General features: G+C 71.2%; 20 protein-coding genes. 11 read left to right on the top strand and 9 right to left on the bottom strand.

Annotation, left to right across the window (positions count from 1 at the left end; translation table 11 throughout):
- The first annotated feature begins 140 nt into the window (after positions 1-140).
- From P0084_RS04415 to P0084_RS04405, 3 genes are read left to right on the top strand one after another with little or no spacing between them, the layout of a single operon-like run.
- Complete coding sequence (locus P0084_RS04415; protein ID WP_308915602.1) at positions 141-293, top strand: RSP_7527 family protein; 153 nt, start codon at positions 141-143, stop codon at positions 291-293.
- Positions 294-336: 43 nt separating this feature from the next.
- Positions 337-1,536 carry an RSP_2647 family RNA methyltransferase gene (locus P0084_RS04410; protein WP_308915601.1) on the top strand — a complete coding sequence of 400 codons (1,200 nt, stop codon included), beginning with the start codon at positions 337-339 and terminating at the stop codon, positions 1,534-1,536.
- Positions 1,537-1,540: 4 nt separating this feature from the next.
- Positions 1,541-2,077, top strand: coding sequence for an RSP_2648 family PIN domain-containing protein (locus tag P0084_RS04405; protein WP_308915600.1), 537 nt, complete (start codon positions 1,541-1,543; stop codon positions 2,075-2,077).
- Between the two features lie 311 nt (positions 2,078-2,388).
- On the opposite strand, the gene P0084_RS04400 is transcribed toward P0084_RS04405, so the two are convergent.
- Together P0084_RS04400 and P0084_RS04395 are read right to left on the bottom strand one after the other, a co-directional pair.
- A complete protein-coding gene (locus P0084_RS04400; RefSeq protein ID WP_308915818.1) occupies positions 2,389-3,498 on the bottom strand; it encodes an arginase family protein in 1,110 nt (369 codons plus the stop codon).
- A gap of 14 nt (positions 3,499-3,512) precedes the next feature.
- Positions 3,513-4,016: a glutathione peroxidase gene (locus P0084_RS04395; RefSeq protein ID WP_308915599.1), complete on the bottom strand. Its 504-nt coding sequence runs from the start codon at positions 4,014-4,016 to the stop codon at positions 3,513-3,515.
- A gap of 72 nt (positions 4,017-4,088) precedes the next feature.
- Here P0084_RS04395 and P0084_RS04390 point away from each other — a divergent pair, with 72 nt between their 5' ends.
- From P0084_RS04390 to modC, 5 genes are read left to right on the top strand one after another with little or no spacing between them, the layout of a single operon-like run.
- A complete protein-coding gene (locus P0084_RS04390; protein WP_308915598.1) occupies positions 4,089-4,511 on the top strand; it encodes a DUF1178 family protein in 423 nt (140 codons plus the stop codon).
- Positions 4,511-5,134, top strand: coding sequence for an SDR family NAD(P)-dependent oxidoreductase (locus P0084_RS04385; protein ID WP_308915597.1), 624 nt, complete (start codon positions 4,511-4,513; stop codon positions 5,132-5,134). The genes P0084_RS04390 and P0084_RS04385 overlap by 1 nt, the downstream gene beginning before the upstream one ends.
- A complete protein-coding gene (gene modA / locus P0084_RS04380; RefSeq protein WP_308915596.1) occupies positions 5,112-5,840 on the top strand; it encodes a molybdate ABC transporter substrate-binding protein in 729 nt (242 codons plus the stop codon). The genes P0084_RS04385 and modA overlap by 23 nt, the downstream gene beginning before the upstream one ends.
- Positions 5,837-6,532 carry a molybdate ABC transporter permease subunit gene (gene modB / locus P0084_RS04375; protein ID WP_308915595.1) on the top strand — a complete coding sequence of 232 codons (696 nt, stop codon included), beginning with the start codon at positions 5,837-5,839 and terminating at the stop codon, positions 6,530-6,532. Before modA ends, modB begins: the two co-directional genes overlap by 4 nt.
- On the top strand, positions 6,529-7,569 hold the full coding sequence (gene modC / locus P0084_RS04370) for a molybdenum ABC transporter ATP-binding protein (protein WP_308915594.1): 1,041 nt from the start codon (positions 6,529-6,531) through the stop codon (positions 7,567-7,569). Before modB ends, modC begins: the two co-directional genes overlap by 4 nt.
- A 33-nt stretch (positions 7,570-7,602) precedes the next feature.
- On the opposite strand, the gene P0084_RS04365 is transcribed toward modC, so the two are convergent.
- Together P0084_RS04365 and mnmC2 are read right to left on the bottom strand one after the other, a co-directional pair.
- A complete protein-coding gene (locus tag P0084_RS04365) occupies positions 7,603-8,502 on the bottom strand; it encodes a DMT family transporter (RefSeq protein ID WP_308915593.1) in 900 nt (299 codons plus the stop codon).
- On the bottom strand, positions 8,499-9,161 hold the full coding sequence (gene mnmC2, locus P0084_RS04360; protein ID WP_308915592.1) for a tRNA (5-methylaminomethyl-2-thiouridine)(34)-methyltransferase MnmC2: 663 nt from the start codon (positions 9,159-9,161) through the stop codon (positions 8,499-8,501). The genes P0084_RS04365 and mnmC2 overlap by 4 nt, the downstream gene beginning before the upstream one ends.
- Before the next feature lie 47 nt (positions 9,162-9,208).
- Between mnmC2 and P0084_RS04355 the strand changes: the two genes are divergently transcribed.
- Positions 9,209-10,225, top strand: coding sequence for an NAD(P)/FAD-dependent oxidoreductase (locus tag P0084_RS04355; RefSeq protein WP_374213594.1), 1,017 nt, complete (start codon positions 9,209-9,211; stop codon positions 10,223-10,225).
- Here P0084_RS04355 and P0084_RS04350 read toward each other — a convergent pair.
- Positions 10,200-10,595, bottom strand: a complete 396-nt coding sequence (locus P0084_RS04350) for an META domain-containing protein (RefSeq protein ID WP_308915590.1) — start codon at positions 10,593-10,595, stop codon at positions 10,200-10,202. The genes P0084_RS04355 and P0084_RS04350 overlap by 26 nt on opposite strands.
- Positions 10,490-10,846 (bottom strand): acyl-CoA dehydrogenase family protein, encoded by a 357-nt coding sequence (locus P0084_RS18515; RefSeq protein WP_374213593.1) that lies wholly within the window; start codon positions 10,844-10,846, stop codon positions 10,490-10,492. Before P0084_RS18515 ends, P0084_RS04350 begins: the two co-directional genes overlap by 106 nt.
- 557 nt (positions 10,847-11,403) lie before the next feature.
- Between P0084_RS18515 and P0084_RS04345 the strand changes: the two genes are divergently transcribed.
- Positions 11,404-12,195 (top strand): sulfite exporter TauE/SafE family protein, encoded by a 792-nt coding sequence (locus P0084_RS04345; RefSeq protein WP_308915589.1) that lies wholly within the window; start codon positions 11,404-11,406, stop codon positions 12,193-12,195.
- 68 nt (positions 12,196-12,263) lie between these two features.
- Here the strand turns inward: P0084_RS04345 and P0084_RS04340 are convergent, their stop codons facing one another.
- The 3 genes from P0084_RS04340 to P0084_RS04330 all read right to left on the bottom strand — a co-directional run bounded on the left by P0084_RS04340 (position 12,264) and on the right by P0084_RS04330 (position 15,489).
- Positions 12,264-13,205 carry a DUF4394 domain-containing protein gene (locus tag P0084_RS04340; RefSeq protein WP_308915588.1) on the bottom strand — a complete coding sequence of 314 codons (942 nt, stop codon included), beginning with the start codon at positions 13,203-13,205 and terminating at the stop codon, positions 12,264-12,266.
- Positions 13,206-13,363: 158 nt separating this feature from the next.
- Positions 13,364-13,891 (bottom strand): DUF3859 domain-containing protein, encoded by a 528-nt coding sequence (locus tag P0084_RS04335; protein WP_308915587.1) that lies wholly within the window; start codon positions 13,889-13,891, stop codon positions 13,364-13,366.
- A complete protein-coding gene (locus P0084_RS04330) occupies positions 13,876-15,489 on the bottom strand; it encodes a phosphoenolpyruvate carboxykinase (protein WP_308915586.1) in 1,614 nt (537 codons plus the stop codon). The genes P0084_RS04335 and P0084_RS04330 overlap by 16 nt, the downstream gene beginning before the upstream one ends.
- A gap of 333 nt (positions 15,490-15,822) precedes the next feature.
- Here P0084_RS04330 and P0084_RS04325 point away from each other — a divergent pair, with 333 nt between their 5' ends.
- Positions 15,823-16,524: a response regulator transcription factor gene (locus P0084_RS04325; RefSeq protein ID WP_308915585.1), complete on the top strand. Its 702-nt coding sequence runs from the start codon at positions 15,823-15,825 to the stop codon at positions 16,522-16,524.
- The last annotated feature ends 95 nt before the right edge of the window (positions 16,525-16,619 follow it).

Below are 16,619 nucleotides of genomic sequence, written 5' to 3'. Positions count from 1 at the left end.
GGATGCGTGCGGCGCATGGCGGGGTTTCGCGCCCGGCATTGGTGGTCGGCCGCCTCGCCCCCTAGGTCGGGTGTCGGGGGAGGAACGCACCGAAACGATGGGTCCGGCGACGTGACGCCGGTCCCGCGAAGGAGAAGACCATGAATACCGTGAACACCGTCGACCTGATCGCCATCGAGCGTCGGGCCCGCCACATGCGCGCCGAAGCCCTGCGCCGCGGCGCGCGCCGCCTCGTCGCCAGCCTGCGCGGCCTGTCCGGCGTCGGGCATCCCGCGAAGGCCCGCACCGCCTGATCGACGCTTCCGTCCGCCGCCCGCAGCCGATAAGGCGCGGGCGATGGACGACGATTCCGACGCACCCCCCCGCCCGACGATCCGCCTGCGCCCGAAGGTGGACGCCCGCCGCATCCGCTGGGGCCACCCCTGGGCCTTCGCCGACGAGGTGGTGCTGGACCGCCGCACACGGGCGCTGGCCCCCGGCACCGTCGCGGTGCTGGAGGACGCGAACCGCACCCCGCTGGCCTGCGCCGCCGTCACCCCCGACAGCCGCATCCCCGTCCGCGTGCTGGACCGCGATCCGGCCGCGATCGTCGACCGCGACTGGCTGGCGGATCGCCTGGCCACCGCGCTGTCGCTGCGCGAAGCGCTGTTCGACGCGCCCTTCTATCGCCTCGTCCACGCGGAAGCGGACGGCCTGCCCGGCGTCGTGATCGATCGGTTCGGCGACACCTTCGTCGTGCAGCCCAACGCCGCCTGGGCCGACGCCCGGATGGACCTGTTCGTCGACGTCCTGGTCGCGATGGGCGCCCGGGCCGTCGTGAAGTCCGCCACCGGGCGGGCCCGCGCCGCCGAAGGGCTGGACGACGCGTCGGCGGTGCTGCTGGGAACCGTGTCCGAACCCGTCCGCGTGCCGATGAACGGCGCGATCTATCTGGCGGACCTGCTCGGCGGGCAGAAGACGGGGCTGTTCTACGACCAGCGAGCCAACCACGCCTTCGTGGCGCGGCTGGCCCGGGGCAAGCGCGTCCTGGACGTGTTCAGCCATGTCGGGGGCTTCGGCTTGGCCGCGCTGGCGCAGGGCGCCGCTTCCGCTCTGGCCGTCGACGGGTCCGCCCCCGCGCTCGACCTGGCCCGCGGGGGGGCGGAGGCGATGGGCGTCGCCGACCGCCTGGACATGCGCAAGGCCGACGCCTTCGCCGCGATGGAAGCGTTGGCGGGCGAGACGTTCGACGTCGTGGTGGCCGACCCCCCCGCCTTCGCCCCCGCCAAGCCCGCGTTGGAGAAGGGGCTGCGCGCCTACGAACGCACGGCGCGCCTGTCCGCCGCCCTCGTGGCGGGCGGGGGGGTCCTGACGCTCTGCTCGTGTTCGCACGCCGCCGATCTGGACAAGTTCCGCGCCGCCAGCATCCGCGGGATCGGACGCGCGGGCCGCCGCGCGCAGTTGGTCCGCACCGGCTTCGCGGGTCCCGACCACCCCGTGCATCCGCAACTGGCCGAAAGCGGATACCTTAAATGCCTGACCTTCCGGTTGGACTGACCGGGTGAAGGTCCTCCTGGACGCGAACGTCCTGTTCCCCACCGTCCTGCGCGAGGTGCTGCTGGGCTGCGCCGCCGCCGGCCTCTACCGTCCCCTCTGGTCCGCCCGCATCCTGGAGGAATGGGCCCGCGCCACGCCCAAGCTGGGCCCGGGCGCGGAGGAGCAGGCGCGCGCCGAGATCGCGCTCCTGCGGGACGCCTGGCCCGACGCGGAGGTTTCCGCCACGGACCGGACGACGGCGCGCCTCTGGCTGCCCGACCCGGACGACGTCCACGTCCTGGCCTCTGCGATCGACGGGTCCGCGGACCGGCTGGTGACGTTCAACCGCAAGGACTTCCCGAAGGCGGAGGTCGCGGCCGAAGGGGTGGCGCTGTGGGATCCGGACGGGTTCCTACTGGATCTGTGGGGGCGGGACGCGTGGGCGGTCGGCCAGATCGCGGCGGGGGTCCGGGACCGCGCCGCGGCGATGGGCCACGACATGGACGTCCGCGCCCTGATGAAGCGATCCCGCGTGCCCCGGTTCGGCAAGGCCGTGGGCTGAGGATCCGGCGCGACACGCCCCCCGCTCGCGCGGCGGTCCCGCTGGCCGCGCGCCCGACCGTCACCCCCGAATCGGGAAACCCGTCCGACGCCGGGCAGACGGAACGCAGACGCAAAGCAGACAGGCGCCGACCCGTCCCCATCGCCCGCCGGGATGCGCGCCGGGCGCCGCCTCGCCCCGGCGAAACCCTTGCGTGCAAGGGGGCGGCGCCCGGTTGCACCCCACGACGCTCCCGGTCACACTGATGGCATCGCGATCCGCCCATCGCGCCCCGGACCGAAGGCTGTTCGCCGCACCGCAGCATGACGCCCTCACGGGATCAGGACGTCGTCGCGCGTCCGCAACGCCTCGATGCGATCCGTCACCTCCGCCCGCACCGGCCCGGGTCGCCCCTCGTCCTGAAGGGTGGTGAACCAGTGGTCCGGCGGGTTCCGGCCCCGGCTGTTGCCGCGGAACTCCAGCCCCCGCAAGACGTCCTCCGCCTCGGCCGGCAGGCGGTCCGGCACGTCCCGCCCTGCGATCACGCCCCACAGCAACGTCCAGCACCGCCCCACCGACCACGGGTTATAGCCGCCACCCCCCAGCACCACGACGCGCGGCGCCAGCGGCAGGACCGCGCGCATCGTGTCGGCATAGAGGCGGTTCGACAGCGCCAGGCGGGACAGGGGATCCTCCTCCAGGCAGTCGGCGCCGCATTGGATCACGATGGCATCCGGGGCCATCCGCTCCAGCAGGGGCACGATCAGCGCGTCGCGGATCGCGCCCGCCTCCGTGTCGTTCAGACCGCGCGGGACGGGCAGGTTGAACACCTGCCCGATCCCCCCGTCCGACAGATGCCCGGTGAAGGGCCAGCGCCGTTCCTCGTGGTACGAGATCAGCAGCGTTTCGGGATCGTCGCGGAACGCATGCTCCACGCCGTCCATGTGATGCGCGTCGATGTCCACATACGCCACCCGCCGCGCCCCCGCCCGGCGGACCGACAGGATCGTCAGCACGGGATCGTTCAGATAGCAGAAGCCCGATGCGCGGTCCGGCATCGCGTGATGCGTGCCCCCGCCCGGATGGTGCACGACGCCCCCCCGCGCAACCAGGTCGCCGGCCAGGAACGACGCGCCCGCCGAGGTCGCGGGCCTGCGCCACACCTCCGGGAACACGGGACAGGCGGTGGTCCCCAGGCCGTGCCGGTCACGGACCGCGTCCGTGACCTCCCCCGCGGTTTCCGCGTCCCGCAAGGCCCCGACATAGGTCGCGGTGTGCCAGACGCGCAGCGCATCCGGCTTGGCGCGGGGGGAGCGGACGAACCGATCCCGCGGCAGCCAGCCCAGGGCGCGGGACAGGTCCATCACCGTGGACACGCGCGGCACCCGCAGGGGGTGCCAGGGCCCATAGGACGACCCCCGATAGATGTCGTGCCCCAGCATGACCGGGGGCGGGCTCACCGCGGCAGCACGCCCTCGATGGCGCGGATCATGCGCGGGGAGGTCGGGCGCACGCCCGCCCCCTCGAACGCCGCCAGGTCGCCGCCGGGCGCCAGCAGCGCCTTGTTGAAGTTCCAGCGCGGCGCCTTCCCATGCGTGTCGGCCAGCCAGCGATAGAACGGATGCGCGTCGGACCCGCGCACCGGCGTGATCGTCGTCAGCGGGATCGTCAGCCCATAGTTGACCTCGCAGAACGCGGCCACCGCCGCGTCGTCGGACAGTTCCTGCCGGAAGTCGTCGGACGGCACCCCCAGGACGGTCAGGCCCGCGTCCCCGTACCGCTCGTGCAGCTCCTGCAACTCGGCGTACTGGTCGGTGAATCCGCACAGGGAAGCCGTGTTGACGACCAGCACGGCGCGATCGGACAGGGCGTCCAGGTCGATGATCCCCCCCTCGATCGCCTCGAACTCGAAGGCCGTGGCGGGCAGGGCGGTGAGCAGCAGGAGGAATGGCACGCGCATAGCGGATAGATAGGCCCGGCGTGGCCTCGGTCCAACGCCGCGCGCGCTTGCATGGGACGCGGGCTTGCTTACGTGACCGGTCCACGTCAGACCGGTGCCGCCATGATCCGCTATGCCCTTCGCTGCGAGGACGGACACGACTTCGAGTCGTGGTTCGCGAACGCCGACGCCTACGACACCCTTGTGTCGAAGGGGCACCTGACCTGCGCCGTCTGCGGCGGCGGCGGCGTGCGCAAGGGCTTGATGGCGCCCAAGGTATCGACGGACGTGCCGGCGGGGATGGCCGACGCCCTCGCCGCGATCCGCCGCAAGGTCGAATCGGAAGCGACCTATGTCGGGGACGGATTCGCCGCGGAGGCGCGGGCGCAGCATCTGGGCGACAAGCCCGCCCGCGCGATCTATGGCGAGGCGACCGCGCCGCAGGCGAAGTCCCTGCTGGAGGACGGGGTGCCCATCGCGCCCCTGCCGTTCCGGCCCAAGGCGAAGTCGAACTGATGCGCGCGCTGATCACCGGCACGTCCCGCGGCATCGGCGCGGCACTGGTCGCCGAAGGGCGCGCCCGGGGCCACGACGTGACGGGCACCACCCGGGACGGGGACCATCCGCTGGACGTGACCGACACGGCACAGCAGGCCGCGCTGGCGGAACGGATCGGCGCGCTGGACCTGCTGGTCTGCAACGCGGGCGTCTATCTCGATAAGGGCAGGGACCTGGCGACCCTGACCACGGACGACCTGACCGGAACCTTCGCGGCGAACGTGACCGGCGTGCTGCTGACCGTGCAGGCGCAGCGGCGCAACCTGTCGCGGGGCGGGCGCATCGCGATCGTGGCATCGGTCATGGGGTCGCAGGCGCGGGCTTCTGGTGGGTCCTATGCCTATCGCGCGTCGAAGGCCGCGGCGGTCAATCTGGGGCGCAACCTGGCGATCGACCTGAAGGGGCAGGGCATCGCGGTGGGGATATACCACCCCGGCTGGGTCCGCACGGACATGGGCGGCGCGAGCGCCGCCGTCGCCCCGCGGGACAGCGCCCGGGGCCTGTGGGACCGGTTCGAAAAATTGGACCTGGACGCCACGGGCGCATTCCTGGATCACGATGGCATCGCCATTCCGTTCTGATCGCCGCGCCGTCCTGGCGGGCGGGGCCGCGTACTGCGTCGCCGGGGCGGCGGGCGCGGAGGACGTACTGACCGTCTTCGCGGCCGCCTCGCTCAAGACCGTGCTGGACGGATGGGCACTGCCGGGGACGCGGCTGACCTATGCCGGATCGGGCACCCTGGCGCGGCAGATCGCCCACGGCGCGCCGGCGGACGTGGTGATCCTGGCAGCGCGGGACTGGATGGACTGGCTGATCGGGCAGGGGGCCGTGGGGCGCGCGCACGTGGTCGCGGGCAACGTCCTGGTCTTCGCCGCGCGGGCGGGGGGCGCGCCCCTTCCCCTGACGTCCGACGCCGTCCTGGACCGCCTGGGCGACGGGCGCCTGGCGATGGGCGATCCGCTGTCCGTGCCCGCCGGACGGTATGCCCGACAGGCCCTGGTGTCGTTGGGCCTGTGGGACGCCGTGGTCGATCGCCTGATCGTGGCGGAGAACGTGCGCGCGGCGCTGGCCTACGTGGCGCGGGGGGACGTGCCGCTGGGGGTCGTCTATCGCTCCGACCTGGGGGCCGGGGTGGACGCGGTCGCGGAGGTCCCCCCGGACGCGCACGATCCCATCGAGTACCTCGCCGCGGTCACGGCGGGGGCTGGCGCCCCGGCCCATGCCCTGATCGACGACCTGACCCGCGCGGGCGACGTCTTCGCCGCGCATGGTTTCACCCCCGCATGATCGACCTTCCGCCGGAGGCCGTCCAGGCGCTGGCCCTGTCGCTTCGCGTGTCCCTGACCGCCACCGTCCTCACCGCCCCCCTGGCCCTGGCACTCGCGCATCTCCTGGCCCGGGGCCGCTTCCGGGGCCGCGACCTTCTGGCCGCCGCGATCCATCTGCCCCTGGTGCTGCCCCCCGTCGTCACGGGCTATGCGCTCCTGTTGCTCTTCGCGCCCTCGGCCCCCCTCGGCGCGGCGTTGCAAGCGATGGGCCTGCCGCTCGCCTTCCGCTGGACCGGCGCGGCGCTGGCGGCGGGCGTCATGGCGTTGCCGCTGATGGTCCGCCCCATGCGCCTGTCCATCGAAGCCGTCGACCCCGGGCTGGAGGAGGCCGCCGCCACGCTGGGCCGGTCCCCCTGGGCGGTGTGGCGGGGCGTGACCTTGCCATTGATGGCCCCTGGCCTGCTCGCGGGCGTGACGCTGGGTTTCGCGAAGGCGTTCGGAGAGTTCGGGGCCACCATCACCTTCGCCGCGTCCATCCCCGGCGAGACGCGGACCCTGCCCGCCGCGATCTATGCCTTCCTGCAGGTCCCCGGGGGCGAGGCGTCCGTCCGTGGCCTCGTCGCGGTCGCCGTCGCCGTGTCGTTGGCGGCGGTAGTCCTGTCCGACGTCGTCGCCCGCCGCATGGCCACGCGGCTGCGGGACCCCGCGTGACGCTGGACATCGCCGTGCGGCTGATCCGCGGCGGATTCGAACTCGATGTCGACCTGTCCCTGGGGGCGGGCGTGACCGCCCTGTTCGGCCCCAGCGGGGCGGGCAAGACCAGCGTGGCACGCGTCGTCGCCGGTCTGGACCGACCCGCGCGTGCGCGCGTCGCCCTGGATGGACGGGACCTGTCCGTCTTGCCGCCCCACCGTCGCGGCATCGGATACGTGTTCCAGGAGCCGCGGCTGATGCCGCATCTGGACGTCCGGCGGAACCTGCTCTTCGGTGCGCCGTCGGACGACCTGGCGGACATCCCCGCCCGCCTGGATCTGCTGCACCTGCTGGACCGCAAGCCCATCCACCTGTCGGGGGGGGAGGCCGCCCGCGTGTCGCTGGGCCGTGCGTTGCTGCGCCGCCCGCGCCTGCTGATCTGCGACGAGCCCCTGGCCGCCCTGGATCACCGCCTGCGGGACCGGATCCTGCCCCATTTCGAAGGATTGCGCGCGGGCGGGGTCCCCGTCCTCTACATCACCCATGCTATGGAGGAGGTCGCGCGCCTCGCCGACACGCTCGTGCTGATGCGGGGCGGCCGCGTGGTGCGTGCGGGGCCGGTGGCGGCGCTGTTGTCCGATCCCGCGCTGGCCGCCGTGATCGGGCCGCGCGCGGCGGGCGCCGTGCTGGACGGTCGCGTCCTGTCGGCCATGGGCGGCATCGCGCGGATCGAGACGGGGGCGGGCGTCCTGTCGCTGCCGGTCGATGGCGCGGTGCCCGGCGGGGTCGTTCGCGTGCGCATTCCGGCGACCGACGTCATGCTCGCGACCGTCCGGCCGGCGGGCCTGTCGGCGATGAACGTCCTGCCGGTCGAGGTCGCTGCCATCCATCCGGGCGAGGGTCCGGGGGCGATGCTGCGCCTGCGGGCGGGAAAGGCCCATCTGCTGTCGCGGATCACCCAGGCATCGCTGAATCGGCTCGGCCTGGTGGAGGGGATGCCGGCCTGGGCCATCGTGAAGGCCACCGCCATCGCGCGCGCCGATATCGGGGGGTAGCGGGGGGCGCGGCGGCGGGGGGGCGACGACCCGTCAGGCCCGGGGGTGGCCGTGCTGGGGGCCGCGGGCACCCGTCCGCCGCGCCCGCCACAACGTGAACAGCCCGGCCCCGATGACGATGCCACCTCCGATCAGCACCTCCCGCCTGACGACCTCGTCGAAGACGGTGACGCCGATGATCGTCACGAAGACCAGTTGCAGATAGGCGAAGGGCTGGACGACGCTGGCCTCCGCCGTCTCGTAGGTCTTGATCAGCATGAACATCGACAGGGCGGCGACGGCGCACAGGCCCGTCATCCACCCCCAGTCGGCCGGGGCCATCGGCTCCCATGCCCATAGCCCGAGGGGCGTGATGGCGATGGCACCGGCCACGCCCGTCCAAACGAAGCTGGTCAGGGCATCGTCCGTCCGCGCGACCAGCCGCGTCAGCACGGAATAGAGCGCGAAGGCGAAGGCGCATGCCAGTGCCAGGACGGCGAAGGGGGATACGACGCCGGCACCGGGGTCCAGGATGACCAGAACGCCCACGAAGCCAACGCCGATGGCCAGCCATCGCCACAGACCCACCCGTTCCCCAAGGAGTGGCACCGACAGTGCAGCGATGAGCAAGGGGCACAGTGCGAAGATCGCGTGGCTCTCGGTCAGGCCGAGGACGGTGAAGGCGGCGACCAGGCCGCAGATCTCGAAGACCAGCAGCACGCCACGGCACGCCTGCAGGATCGGACGCGGCGTGCCCCAGGCCCGTCGAAGCCCCCCGGGGCGCCGCGCGGCGAGACCCAGCGCCAGGATGGCGAAGAACCAGTACCGGATCGTGACGACCATCCAGACGTTGTACTCCCCCGCGAGGTGACGGCTGAACCCGTCCTGCACGGCCAGCAGCAGCATGGTCGCCGACATCATCGCGATGCCCAGCCGGTCGTCGCTGCGGGTCATCGGAGCCGGCCGCGCGTCATGTGGCGCTTGCGACCAAAGCCCGGGATCCGCTCGACCGCGAAGCCGCCCGCCGCCAGGGCCCGGCGGACATGCCCTGCCGCGGTATAGGTGGCGAAGGTGCCGCCCGGCGCCGTATGCGCGGCGACGTCCGCCATCAGGGCGGGCGTCCACAGGTCGGGGTTCCGTGCCGGCGCGAAGCCGTCGAGGAACCAGGCATCCGCCCATCCGTCCCAGTCGGGCAGGGTCGCGTCCGCATGGCCCGGCACGATCATCAGGTCGAAGTCAGGTTTCGCGACCGGCGCGATGCCGTCCCAACCCGGCGGCAGGGGGTCCGGCAGGTCGGGGAACGCCCCGAGCGCCCGGGCCCGGTCCCCGGGATGCAGGGGGAACGCTTCGAACGCGGTATAGCGCAGGCGCCGCCCCGGGGCGGCGGCGCGGAACGCCTGGATGGTGACCGCGAAGTTCAGGCCCGTCCCGAACCCCAGCTCGGCGACGTGGAACCCGTCCCGGAACCGGGCGGGCAGGTCGTTGCCCGACAGGAAGACGTGCCGCGTCTCGGCCACGCCGTCCTGCAGGGAGTAGTACGGATCGCCGAAGGCCGACGCCACGGGGACGCCGTCCTTCCAGTCCAGGGACGGGTTGCGCCGCTCGACGTCCATCGCACATCTCCCCGGTGCAGCGATGGGGCAGGGGGGATGCGATGGCAATGCCGGACGTGACAGTGCGTGGCGCGGGCGTGGCCGGCCTTTCGGTCGCCTATGCCTGCGCGTGCCGCGGGATGCGGGTGGCGGTTGTGGATCCCCACGGCGTCGCGGCGGGCGCGTCGGGCGGGATCGTGGGCGCCCTGGCCCCCCATGCGCCCGAGCGTTGGACGGAAACGAAGGCGTTCCAGCGCGATGCCCTACTCATTGCGTCCGATTGGTGGGCCGCGGTGGCGCAGGTCGGCGGCGGCGATCCGGGATATGCCCGGACGGGACGGTTGCAGCCCATCCCCGACGAGGCCGCGATGGCCCGGGCGGTGGAGCGGGCCGAGGCCGCGCACGGCCTATGGCAGGGCGCGGCGACCTGGGCGGTCGTGGACGCCCCCGGCGGCTGGTCCCCCGCGACGCCGAAGGTCGTCCACGACACGTTGTCCGCCCGCCTGCACCCCCGGCGCGCCTGCCGAGCGCTGGCCGATGCCGTCCGCGCGCTGGACGGCACGGTGGAACCGGATGCGCCCGACGGCGGGCAGGTGGTCCACGCGACGGGCTGGGCGGGACTGGACGCCACCGGGTCGGGCACGCCGATCAAGGGACAGGCGGCGACCCTCCGCCTGGACCGCCGCGATCTGCCGCAACTGTACGTAGACGGACTGCATGTCGTGCCGCACGCGGATGGGACGGTCGGGGTCGGATCGACCTCCGAGCGGTCGTTCGGGCATCCGGGAACGGATGCGCTGCTCGACGATGTCGTAGCGCGTGCGCGCGCGGCGGTGCCCGACCTGGCCCACGCCCCGGTGGTGGAGCGCTGGGCCGGGCTGCGGCCGCGGGCCCGGACGCGGTCCCCGATGGTGGGGCGCTGGCCTGGGCGGGACCGGCACTGGATCGCGAATGGCGGGTTCAAGATCGGCTTCGCTGTGGCCCCCCTGGCGGCGGAACGGCTGGCCGATGCGATCGCGGGCGGTCCTCTGGCCCTGCCGGACGCGTTCGATCCCGCGCTCAGTCTGCCGGGGGGCCGTTCGTGAACACCGCCTCCATCCCGTCCTCGGTAGTCAGGAGCAGTATGCGAGGCGACGCCTCCACCAAGGTCGCCTCGCGCAGAGCCGCGAAATAGGCGGTTTCTGCGTCCAAATCGGAACAGGCCATGCGGGTGGCGGCGATGCCGCGGATCTCGATCCACGGATAGGGGGCAGCCTGGGTGGCGCGGAACGTGTTGCAGGGGCCCTGGCCCCGGGCGATCCCTTCCTCGGGGAAGGACAGGGTGGCGGGGGCGTCGAAGGGCTCGCCGTTCAGTTCCACCAGGTGCCATACGGCGCCGCGGTCCGAATGGCCCGAGATCGTCTCGTCGGGCTGGCAGAAGCCCAGAAGCAGGGGGAGGACGAGGAAGGGGCGCATGGAACCGCGTTACGGCATGTCGAAGTCCGGCGGGCAATCCCCGTCGTCGCGGCAGCGCGATGACCCGGCCCCGTATCTAGGCGGCCCGTTCGACGATGGACAGGATCCGCGCATCGGAGACGCAGGCGGTCAGCATCGTATTCACGCGCGAAGCCGTCGCCCCCGTGGACCTGCACCGCATCGTCCGCGCAGGTCCGGGCGACGCGGGCGGCCAACGGCTCCGCCATCCCCGCCTTCGGGTCGCGGCGCATGCCTTCGTCCCTCCGGTTTGGGGGGAGAAACAAGAGATTCCCCGAGCGACGGCGACCCTGGCGCACGGCATCACCGGCGTCTCGCCCATATTGGGAAACGCGGCCAGCGGCTCGCTGAGTTGCTCGTGCCCCTCGGCATGGTCCCGGGCGCGATCCATCGCTGCCCGTGCCACGCGAGGGGGTCCGGATGCGGGCGGTTCCGGCGGTGCATATTGAATCCTTCGAACTGCGGCCATCCGCCCCGCCCGGGAGGTTCGCGCCTTCGACACGGAAGCCTTCGAAGGAGCGCGCGTATTCTCGCACGACGCGGTGTTCCGGGATGTCGATCGCGCCCTCCGAAAGTCCTTCGTCCACGACGGGGCGGTCGTCGTTACCCCCGCGTCGCAGTCGACGCCGGGCCGCGCGTCGCGAGCCATGGCATCGATCCATAGGTCGCCGGGGTCGAGCAGCGTATCGCAAGCATGGATCCCTTCCGGCAGACGTGCGGTCGCGGCGTAGCCTGCTTGCCGGACACCGGATCGGCGCGGATTGGTGGAGACCCCATCGAACCACGTGACATGTCCTGCGGCGAAGGCGTAACCGAGGTCATGGACGCGTTCACCCCCCTGATCTGGACCCTTGCGATGACGGTCGCGCTGACGGGCGGGATGGTGAAGGGCGCGGTGGGGTTCGCCCTGCCGCTGGTCATGATCTCCGGCCTGTCGACCATCATGGATCCGCGCCTGGCACTCGCGGGCCTGATCCTGCCCGTGGTGGCGACCAACGCGGTGCAGGTCTTCCGGACCGGGCTGGCGCCGGCGGGGCAGGCGGTGCGGCTGCACTGGCGCTACGTCGTGACCGTGATGGTCGCGATCTTCGTGGCGGCCCAGTTCGTGACGTCCATCCCGCGCCAGGCGTTCCTGCTGGTGCTGGGCGTGCCGGTCGTGATCCTGTCTGCGATCCAACTGATCGGCTGGCGGCCAACCGTGCCGCCCCGGCGACGCAACGCGGCCGAATGGGGCCTTGGGACCCTGGCCGGTGCGCTGGGTGGGCTGGCGGGAACCTGGGGGCCGCCCACCGTGCTGTACCTGCTGGCGATCGGGACGCCGAAGGATCGCCAGATGGTGGTGCAGGGCGTGATCTATGGGCTGGGGTCCATCCCCCTGGTCCTGGGGCACCTGCGGTCGGGCATCCTGAACGCCGAGACGGCCCTCTTCAGCGCGTCGATGCTGCCCGCCTCCCTCGTCGGGCTGCTGATCGGGCTGGCGCTGCGGGACCGGCTGGACGCGGACCGGGTCCGGCGCATCACTTTGATCGTGCTGGTCGTCGCGGGGCTGAACCTGATCCGGCGGGGTCTGCTCAGCGGCTAGGGCCACCCCGCCCCCGGGGGTCGTCGCGACGGACACCCCGGGGACCGGGATGCCCGCTATGGATGGCGTCAGGCGGTCTTCTTGCGGCGCGCCAGGACCAGGCCGCCCAGGCCCGACAGCAGCAGCAGTCCTGCAGCCGGCACGGGAATGACCGTCATGTCGGCATCGAAGACGGCGAGCGTGGTGGGGTCGGTGTTCGCACCGAAGCCCAGGATCTCCGTCACGGCACCGGTGGTCAAGTCGATCTGATAGAGCGAGCCCACCCCGTTCACGTCGAGCGCGGCATAGCCGATGTCGGTGTCGCCGTCCGTGAAGACGTCGAACCCGCCGATGTTGTCGAAGTCGATCGCGATGTCGGCCACGAAGTCCACGGTGCCGTCATTGTTGTCCAGGATACCCAGCGTGCCGGTCTTGTCATCCAGGACGTATTGCAGCAGCGCGTCGGGCTGCGCTTGCGCGTCGGCCAGCGGCAACTGGTTCGTGTACCCGTTGCCGACCAGGAACGGATCGCCCGCCGCGTCGGGGTCGTTCTCGTAGCCGTCGGCATACACCAGCGGCTTCACGGTGCCCGGATCGGTCAGCAAGGTGCCGGCCCGGCCGTTCGTATCGGCGGAATCGTCGGGGAAGTACACGACGTTCGCGCCCGACTGGTTGATGAAGCGGAACGCGTCCAGGTTCGGATTCGTGTCGAACTGCACGATCCCGCCGGGCAGGCCGGAATCCTGGAACACCTGCGTCGCCACGCCGCTCGCGACGTCCACGGTATAGAGCGTGCCCGCGGATCCTTCGTAGCCATAGAGCTGGTTCGTCTGCGGACGATAGGTCAATGCGTCCAGCGACAGGGGCGAGGACCCGGTCGACAACATCACCGAGGACGTGCCGCCACCCGCGACGTCGAAGCCGAGCAGGTCGTTGCCGTTGTCGCCGAGGATAAAGGCGGTCTGCGCAGCGGCGGATGTCGCCATGGCGGCGGACAAGCCAAGGGCATAGTATAAGGTACGGTTCGTCATGGATCGGTGTTCCTTCCCGGTTACGCGCGCGCCGGTTCGCGACGCGCGGGCATTAGGTTAACGGTCGGTTAACCGATGAACACCTGTCACCGGCGCAAACGCGGCCTCGGTCCGGCCCCCTGAAACTTTTCGCGAATCCGTCCGTTGCTGCCGCCGGCTCAGACTGCGAGCGCGCCCAAACACACGGCATCGACCGCCGCCTCCGCGCCCGGCGCGCCTACGTCGAAGGGCACCGTTAGCGCCGTCTCGCCCCCGACCTCGAACGAGAAGGTCCAACGGCCCGGCACCATCTCGTACGGGTGGTCGAAGGTGAACAGGTTCAGTGCCGTGTCGCCCGCTGGGACGTCGTGAGCCCAAGATTCGCGCGCCACCCGACGGGCGCCGAAGGGCGGGTGCACGACCACGACGACCGCCTCCACGGGCGCGTCGCCCTCGTTGCGCACGCGAAGGCCGAAGGACAGGTGACGCATCAAGGGCACCGCGCCGGTCTGAAGGTCGAAGGTCAGGTCGCCCCCGATCAGATCGACGTGCCCCGCTTCGGTGTCGGGAGCGGGTACGCGATCCACGGTCTCGCGGATCGCCGGGCAGACGACGCCCGCATCCACCAGGACGATGCCCGCGCCAGCGGGAACCGCCCCGCAAAGCAGGGCGGCCAGGGTCAGAACGGGGGTCAGCCGATCGCGCATGCCTTCACGTCGTCGCCGATATGGTCGACGTACTGTCCGAAGTTTTCGGCGAACATGTCCACAAGCTTCTTTGCCTGCGCATCGTATGCGTCCTTGTCCGCCCATGTCCGGCGCGGATCGAGCAGGATGTCGGGCACGCCGTCGCAGGTCACGGGCACGTCGAAGCCGAAATTGGGATCGCGGCGGAAGGGCCCCTTCGCCAGCCTTCCGGACAGCGCGGCTGACAGCAGGGCGCGCGTCGCCTTGATCGGCATGCGCGAGCCGGTGCCGTGGGCGCCGCCGGTCCAGCCGGTGTTGACGAGCCAGCAATCGGAGCCGTGCTTGGCGATCTTGTCGCGCAGCAGGTTGCCGTACACCTCCGGCCGGCGAGGCAGGAACGGCGCCCCGAAGCAGGTGGAGAAGGTCGGCTGCGGTTCCGTCACGCCCCGTTCGGTGCCCGCGACCTTGGACGTGAAGCCCGACAGGAAGTGATACATCGCCTGCGCGGGCGTCAGCCGGGCGATCGGAGGCAGGACGCCATAGGCGTCGCAGGTCAGCATCACGACGTTCTTCGGATGCCCGCCCAGCGCCGTCGCGGACGCGTTCGAGATGTAGTCCAGCGGATAGGCGCAGCGCATGTTCGCGCTGATGCTGTCGTCCTCGAAGTCCAGCTCCAGCGTGTCTGGGTCGAAGACCATGTTCTCGACCACAGTGGCGAACTTGGTGGTCGTGGCGAAGATCTCCGGCTCCGCGTCCGCGGACAGGTTGATCGTCTTGGCGTAGCAGCCGCCCTCGAAGTTGAACGTCCCCGTGCCGGACCAGCCGTGTTCGTCGTCGCCGATCAGCGTTCGGTCGGGGGCGGCCGAAAGGGTCGTCTTGCCCGTGCCCGACAGGCCGAAGAACACGGCCGTTTCGGTCGGCTTGCCGATGGCGTGGTTGGCCGAGCAGTGCATCGGCATGACGCCGCGCTCGGGCAAGATGTGGTTCAGAAGCGTGAAGACGGACTTCTTGTTCTCGCCCGCGTATTCGGTGCCGCAGATCAGGATCAGCTTGGCGTCGAAGTTCAGGGCGATGGCCACGTCGGACCGGGTGCCGTGGCGATCGGGGTCGGCCTTGAAGGACGGGCAATTGAGGATCGTGAACTCCGGCACGAAGCCAGTCAGATCCGCGGCGTCGGGACGGCGCAGGAGGTGACGGATGAACAGCGAATGCCACGCCAGCTCCGTCACGACGCGGACGTCCAGGCGATGCGCCGGGTCCGCGCCGCCGAACAGGTCCTGCACGTAATGATCGCGTCCCCTCATGTGGGCCAGCATGTCGGCGTGCAGCGCGTCGAACCGGTCGGGCGACATGGCGGCGTTGCTGTCCCACCAGATGTCGTCGGCGACGCCGGGCGTGCGAACGATGAACTTATCCTTCGGACTGCGCCCCGTATGCTTGCCCGTCGAGACATAGAGCGCCCCGCCCCGCCCCAGCGTGCCCTCACCCCGCTGAAGGGCGTGCTGCATCAGGGCGGGCTCCGTCAGGTTGTAATGGACCTGTCCCAGGCCATCGATCCCCTGATGGGCCAGGGTGTGGTCGGGGTTCGCGCGCGGTTCTGTGCGGACGGGGTCGGTCATCGTATCCTCCTCTACCGCCGCCGAGGCGACGAAACGAAATTGCCCGACCCGCCGGCGTCTCGGACATTTCCGAAGGGTCGTCTGTCAACGAGGTATATCACGCCCGCGTTCCGGCGGCAGCCGACGTTAGCGCAACCATGCGGCCCGTTGGCGCAAACATTCAGGCAGGCACGTGGCCCCGGCGTGGCGCTTAACTCCGCCTTAAGTGCGATGGGGCCACACCCGGTAGCGGAAGGGCGGTGATTCGCGCCCGGAGATTGATCCCGCCGTCCCCACCCCCGAAGGTGGACGGAAAACGACGGCAGCAAGGCAGGCAACACGAGGACATCGACCATGTCGCGCATCGCGCTTGTGGACGACGACAGGAACATCCTGACGTCCGTTTCCATGACCTTGGAGGCCGAGGGCTTCGAGGTCGAGACCTTCAACGACGGGCAGTCCGCGCTGGACGCGTTCAACCGCAACATGCCGGAGCTGGCCGTGCTGGACATCAAGATGCCCCGTATGGACGGCATGGACCTGCTTCAGCGCCTGCGTCAGAAATCGGCCGTGCCCGTCATCTTCCTGACGTCGAAGGACGACGAGATCGACGAGGTGCTGGGTCTGCGGATGGGGGCGGACGACTACGTCCGGAAGCCGTTCAGCCAGCGCCTGCTGGTCGAGCGCATTCGCGCGATCCTCCGGCGCAACGAGGCCGTGTCGGGCCATGCGCCCGAGGCCGCCGACGACGCCCAGGTGATGACCCGCGGCGACCTGACGATGGACCCCCTGCGCCACGCCGTGACGTGGAAGGGGCAGGGCGTCACGTTGACCGTGACCGAGTTCCTGCTGCTTCAGGCGCTGGCGCAACGGCCCGGCTTCGTGAAGTCGCGGGACCAGTTGATGGACGTGGCCTACGACGACCAGGTGTTCGTGGACGACCGAACGATCGACAGCCACATCAAGCGCCTGCGCAAGAAGATGCGAAGCGTCGATGCCGACTTCACGGCGATCGAGACGCTGTACGGCATCGGCTATCGCTACAACGAGGTCTGAGGGCGGGGGCGTGGCCGTCGCGGCCGACATCCCCGCGGGCGGTGGGCGGCGACGCGACGACCTGCCGGGTGTCCCGGTCCCGGACCATGCCCCCG

The organism is Jannaschia maritima (assembly GCF_030973515.1).
In the GTDB taxonomy this organism is placed as follows: Bacteria; Pseudomonadota; Alphaproteobacteria; order Rhodobacterales; family Rhodobacteraceae; genus Jannaschia; species Jannaschia maritima.
The sequence above is the reverse complement of the archived record's forward strand: the minus strand, read 5'-3'. Positions and strand labels throughout refer to the sequence as shown.

Coding starts and splice junctions, on each gene's coding strand:
- mnmC2 (WP_308915592.1), bottom strand. CDS start 9,161: ATGGACGTCGAGCGGCGCAACCCGTCCCTGGACTGGAAGGACGGCGTC.
- P0084_RS04350 (WP_308915590.1), bottom strand. CDS start 10,595: ATGCGCCCCTTCCTCGTCCTCCCCCTGCTTCTGGGCTTCTGCCAGCCC.
- modA (WP_308915596.1), top strand. CDS start 5,112: ATGGCATCGCCATTCCGTTCTGATCGCCGCGCCGTCCTGGCGGGCGGG.
- P0084_RS04400 (WP_308915818.1), bottom strand. CDS start 3,498: ATGCTGGGGCACGACATCTATCGGGGGTCGTCCTATGGGCCCTGGCAC.
- P0084_RS04385 (WP_308915597.1), top strand. CDS start 4,511: ATGCGCGCGCTGATCACCGGCACGTCCCGCGGCATCGGCGCGGCACTG.
- P0084_RS04415 (WP_308915602.1), top strand. CDS start 141: ATGAATACCGTGAACACCGTCGACCTGATCGCCATCGAGCGTCGGGCC.
- P0084_RS04345 (WP_308915589.1), top strand. CDS start 11,404: ATGTCCTGCGGCGAAGGCGTAACCGAGGTCATGGACGCGTTCACCCCC.
- P0084_RS04355 (WP_374213594.1), top strand. CDS start 9,209: ATGCCGGACGTGACAGTGCGTGGCGCGGGCGTGGCCGGCCTTTCGGTC.
- P0084_RS04395 (WP_308915599.1), bottom strand. CDS start 4,016: ATGCGCGTGCCATTCCTCCTGCTGCTCACCGCCCTGCCCGCCACGGCC.
- P0084_RS04330 (WP_308915586.1), bottom strand. CDS start 15,489: ATGACCGACCCCGTCCGCACAGAACCGCGCGCGAACCCCGACCACACC.
- P0084_RS04335 (WP_308915587.1), bottom strand. CDS start 13,891: ATGCGCGATCGGCTGACCCCCGTTCTGACCCTGGCCGCCCTGCTTTGC.
- P0084_RS04340 (WP_308915588.1), bottom strand. CDS start 13,205: ATGACGAACCGTACCTTATACTATGCCCTTGGCTTGTCCGCCGCCATG.
- P0084_RS04325 (WP_308915585.1), top strand. CDS start 15,823: ATGTCGCGCATCGCGCTTGTGGACGACGACAGGAACATCCTGACGTCC.
- P0084_RS04365 (WP_308915593.1), bottom strand. CDS start 8,502: ATGACCCGCAGCGACGACCGGCTGGGCATCGCGATGATGTCGGCGACC.
- modB (WP_308915595.1), top strand. CDS start 5,837: ATGATCGACCTTCCGCCGGAGGCCGTCCAGGCGCTGGCCCTGTCGCTT.
- P0084_RS18515 (WP_374213593.1), bottom strand. CDS start 10,846: ATGCGCCGCGACCCGAAGGCGGGGATGGCGGAGCCGTTGGCCGCCCGC.
- P0084_RS04410 (WP_308915601.1), top strand. CDS start 337: ATGGACGACGATTCCGACGCACCCCCCCGCCCGACGATCCGCCTGCGC.